The sequence below is a fragment of the Sphingomonas sp. genome (assembly GCF_031426035.1).
In the GTDB taxonomy this organism is placed as follows: domain Bacteria; phylum Pseudomonadota; class Alphaproteobacteria; order Sphingomonadales; family Sphingomonadaceae; genus Sphingomicrobium.
Genome location: NZ_JANPKO010000139.1, coordinates 1 through 4,773 on the forward strand (window position 1 = coordinate 1; position 4,773 = coordinate 4,773).

Annotated in this window: 3 protein-coding genes; all 3 read left to right on the top strand. The window is 70.1% G+C overall.

What is annotated here, in order from left to right; all coding sequences use genetic code 11:
- The first annotated feature begins 416 nt into the window (after positions 1-416).
- Positions 417-1,316: an N-acetylmuramoyl-L-alanine amidase gene (locus RMP08_RS10155; protein ID WP_310468880.1), complete on the top strand. Its 900-nt coding sequence runs from the start codon at positions 417-419 to the stop codon at positions 1,314-1,316.
- Positions 1,317-1,375: 59 nt separating this feature from the next.
- On the top strand, positions 1,376-3,985 hold the full coding sequence (locus RMP08_RS10160; RefSeq protein WP_310468881.1) for a PBP1A family penicillin-binding protein: 2,610 nt from the start codon (positions 1,376-1,378) through the stop codon (positions 3,983-3,985).
- A gap of 42 nt (positions 3,986-4,027) precedes the next feature.
- Positions 4,028-4,773, top strand: a 746-nt coding sequence (locus tag RMP08_RS10165) for a PCRF domain-containing protein (RefSeq protein WP_310468882.1), incomplete at its 3' end; no start/stop codon positions are given.

Below are 4,773 nucleotides of genomic sequence, written 5' to 3' on the forward strand. Positions count from 1 at the left end.
CATGGACATTGAAAAGTCTCCGTGCGCGCAGGCCGGCACGGGGCCGGCGGCGCGCAATCGATGCGGCCGGGCCGCGCGGCAATGCGTCGCGCGGGCCAGCCATTATTGGTGAAAATGCCTCTGCTGCACCGACCATCCCGGAGCTTCCCGCGGGAAACACGCCTCGCCGCTCTGCGAAGAGCGGGCGAAGGGCGTTCTGTGGTGTCATGCAGCGTCAACCTTGGAAGCCGCGCTCCCGGTCAAGGGGCTCGGCGCGGTCCCCGGCCCGATATGCGGCCGGAGGATTAAACTCGGTTAGCATCGCCGTCACCGCGCCGCAACAGTGCCGCCCCCAACCGCGGGTAAAAAAGACGATAATTGGGCGTTAACCATGTTCGCATGATATAAGCGGGCGTGCGACACCCGCCGAGGAGACCGTGACGACCCGCTTGCGCCTGAGCAAGGGAGCTACCGGCGCCGCCCTGACCATCGTCGGCGCGGCGGCGTTGCTGCTCGTCCTCGGCGCCTCGCGCGGCGGGGCGGCGGCGCATGACGGCGATCGCCGCGCCGGCATCGGCGAGGCGCGGCGCGGCGGGGTCACCGTCGATCTCGCCCCCGCCGTCACCGGCGTCCGCCTCACCGAGGGCCGCTCGCCGGGTCGCCCGATCGTGGTCATCGACCCCGGCCACGGCGGCCGCGACCCCGGCGCCGTGGCGGTGTCGGGCACCGTCAGCGAAAAGCAGTTGACCCTGGTCCTCGCCCGCGAGCTGCGCGCCCGCCTCGCCGAGCGCGGGCGGGTACGCGTCGCCTTGACCCGCGACGACGACCGCTATCTGACCCTCGACCAGCGCGCCGACCTCGCCCGCCGCCTCGACGCCGCGGTGTTCCTGTCGTTGCACATGGACAGCGCGCCCAACCCGCTGGCGCGCGGGGCGAGCGTCTATTCGCTGTCCGATGTCGCGTCGGATGCCGCCGCGGCGCGCTTCGCGGCCAAGGAGAATCGCGCCGGCGGCAGCGGGTCCGGAGCAACCGACGGCTCGATCCGCGCGATCCTCGCCGACCTCGCCTTGCGCGGCCAGATGACCGCCTCGGCCGATCTTGCCGCGCGGCTGGTGGGCAAGGCCGCGGGGCGGGTCGGCCTGCGCCCGGAGCCCCACAAATTCGCCTCGTTCCATGTGCTTCGCCGCGCCGCCGTGCCGGCCGTGCTGTTCGAGGCCGGCTACATCAGCAACGCCGACGACGAGCTGCTGCTCGCCAGCCCGGCCGGCCGCGCCCGCATCGTCGACGCCCTGGCACGGACCGTCGAGGCCGAGGCGGCGTTGCGCCACCGCCGCTGAGCACAGCGACTGACGGACCGGCTTTTCGCCCCGCGCGATAGCGGGTAGAGGCTCAAGCGATGCGTTTCGCCCGTCCGTCGTTTCCCGCCGTGCCGCTGCCCGACCTGGTTGCGTTCAACCGCCGGGTCCATGCCCGTATCGACCCGTGGTTCGAGCGCCGCTGGGTCCGCCGCGGCGCTTATCTGGGCGCTGGCGGTTTCCTGTTTTTCGCGGCGGTGTGGGTATTTTTCGCGACCGGATTGCCGACCTCCGAGAAGCTGATGGCGTACCAGCCGCCGCTGCCGTCCAACGTCCGGGGTTACGACGGCAACCCGGTGCAGACCTTCGCCCGCGAGCGGCGCGTCGAACTGGCCTATGACGAATATCCGCCGCTCGTCCTGCACGCCTTCCTGTCGGCGGAGGACAAGACCTTCTTTTCCCACGGCGGGATCGATTACCCCGGGCTGGTCGGCGCGGTGTTCGATTTCACCCGCAAAAGCCTGACCAGCGGCGAGCGCGCGCGCGGCGGCTCGACCATCACCCAGCAGGTGGCGAAAGCGCTGCTGCAGGACAGCAGCTATTCGATCGGGCGCAAGATCCGCGAGGCGATCCTCGCCTTCCGCCTCGAATCGACGCTGTCCAAGGAACAGATCCTCGAGCTCTACCTCAACCAGATTTTCCTCGGCCGGAACGCCTACGGCGTGCAGGCGGCGAGCCGCGCCTACTTCGACAAGGACGTCGGCGAGCTGACCCTGCCCGAGGCGGCGTATCTCGCGGTGCTGCCCAAGGCGCCGTCCAACTACGACCCGGTGCGCGCCACCGACCGTGCGCTGACCCGCCGCAACTACGTCCTCGGCGAGATGGAGAAGAACGGCTACATCGCCGCCTCGCAGCGCGCCGCCGCCGCCGCCGCCGGGCTCGGCACGATCCGCTACGGCAGCAACGCCAAGTTCCGCGAGATGGGCGGCTACTTCATGGAGGAAGTCCGGCGCGACCTCTTGAAACGCTTCGGCGAAAAGGCCGAGGACGGGCCCAACAGCGTCTACGCCGGTGGATTGTGGGTGCGCACCTCGATGGTCCCGGTGATGCAGGACGCCGCCGCCGAAGCGCTGCGCGAGGGCCTCGCCAAGTTCGACGGCGGGCGCGGCTGGCGCGATCTCGGGCTCAACGTCGACCCCGACGGCGACTGGCGCGGCGAGCTCGACCGCGCGCAGGTCGGCACCGGCTTCCCCGATTGGCGGAAAGCGGCGGTGCTGTCGAAAAGCGGCGGGCGCGCGGAGATCGGGTTTGCCGACGGCTCGACTGGGACACTGCACGCATCATCTGCATCGCTGCCCAAGCGCGGCGGCGGGGGGTCGGCCTTTTCCAACTTGCGGCCCGGAATGGTCATCATTGTCAAGCAGTTAGGCACCGACACTTACGCCCTGCGCTCGATCCCGGAAATCTCCGGCGGGTTCGTCGCCGAGGAAGTGCGCACCGGGCGCGTGCTCGCCATGCAGGGCGGCTTCGACGCGATCGGCGCGAGCTACAACCGCGCCACCCAGGCGCTGCGCCAGCCCGGCTCGGCGTTCAAGCCGGTGGTCTACGAGACCGCGCTCGAGAACGGCATGACCCCGGCCTCGATCATCGTCGATTCGCCATTCTGCGTGTGGCAGGGCGCCGGGCTCGGCAACAAATGCTTCGTCAATTTCGACCGCCGCTACTCGGGACCGAAGACGATGCGCTGGGGGGTCGAGCAGTCGCGCAATCTGATGACCGTCCGCGCCGCCTCGCAGGCGGGGATGTCGAAGGTCATCGACACCGCCAAGAAACTGGGTGTCGGCGACTATCCCAACTACCTTTCGATCGCGCTCGGCGCCGGCGACACCACCGTGCTCAAGCTGACCAACGCCTATGCGGTGCTCGCCAACCAGGGCCGCGCGGTCAAGCCGACCATCATCGACTTCGTCCAGGACCGCACCGGCAAGGTCATCTACCGCTCGGACAACCGCTGCGCGATCATGGACAATTGCAACGCGCCCGATTGGGACGGCAAGGCGATGCCGCGCCCGCCGCTGCGCCAGCGCCAGGTGCTCGACCCGATGGCGGCGTTCCAGATGGTGCATATCCTGACCGGCGTGGTCGAGCGCGGCACCGCGACCATCCTGCGCGACCTCAACCGGCCGTTGTTCGGCAAGACCGGCACCACCTCGGGCCCGACCAATGTGTGGTTCGTCGGCGGCACCCCCGACGTCGTCGCCGGGGTCTACATGGGCTACGACCAGCCGCGCAGCATGGGCGGCTATGCCCAGGGCGGGCGGATCGCGGCGCCGATCTTCAAGCAGTTCGCGCAGGTCGCCTTCAAGGACGTGCCGCCGGTGCCGTTCGTCGCCCCGGCCGGCATCCGCTGGGCTCGCGTCGACCGCGCCTCGGGCCGCCGCGTGTTCGGCACCTTCCCCTTGCGCGAGGACCCCAAGTCGCCGGTGATCTGGGAAGCGTTCCAGCCGCAGACCGAGCCGCGCCGCGCGTTCCGCCGGACCAACCTCGGCGGCGACGATGCGGCCGACCGCGAGGACGCCCTGGAGCGCCGCGAGCGCGCCCGCGCGCGGATCGTGCGCCGCCCGCGCCCCGCCGCGCCGGGGCCGAGCGCGCCGACGGTTCAGCCGGCACCCGCGCCGGCGCCATTGCCAAGCTCGCCGCCGACTGGCTAGCGCCGCCGCGACACCTCTTTTTTCGTAGAAAGACCCGTCCCCATGCGCGCCGAAGCGCAAGACCATATCGACCAGATCAAGGCGGCGACGGCATTGCTGCGCCGCTTCATCGACTGGGACCGCGCCTTGAAGCGCCTCGAGGAGCTCAACGCCCAGGTCGAGGATTCCTCGCTGTGGAACGACCCCAAGGCGGCGCAGGAGGTGATGCGCGAGCGGCGCCGGCTGGACGAGGCGATCGGCGCCACCCGCGCCATCGAGCGCGAACTGGCCGACACCGCCGAACTGCTCGAAATGGCCGAGGCCGAGGGCGACAGCGCGCTTGCCGACGATGCCGTCGCCAGCCTCGCCGAGCTCGCCGCCCGCGCCGAGCGCGATAAGGTCGCCGCCTTGCTCGCCGGCGAGGCCGACGCCAACAACAGCTATGTCGAGGTCAATTCGGGCGCCGGCGGGACCGAAAGCCAGGACTGGGCCGAGATGCTCAGCCGCATGTACACCCGCTGGGGCGAGCGCCACGGGATGAAGGTCGAACTGATCGCCCACCACGCCGGCGAGCAGGCCGGGATCAAGTCGGCGACTTTGCTGGTCAAGGGCGACAACGCCTACGGCAATTTGAAGACCGAAAGCGGGGTCCACCGCCTGGTCCGCATCAGTCCCTACGACAGCTCGGCGCGGCGCCACACCAGCTTCGCCAGCGTATGGGTCTATCCCGAGGTCGACGACGACATCGACATCGAGATCAACGACAGCGATTTGCGCATCGACACCTATCGCGCGTCGGGCGCGGGCGG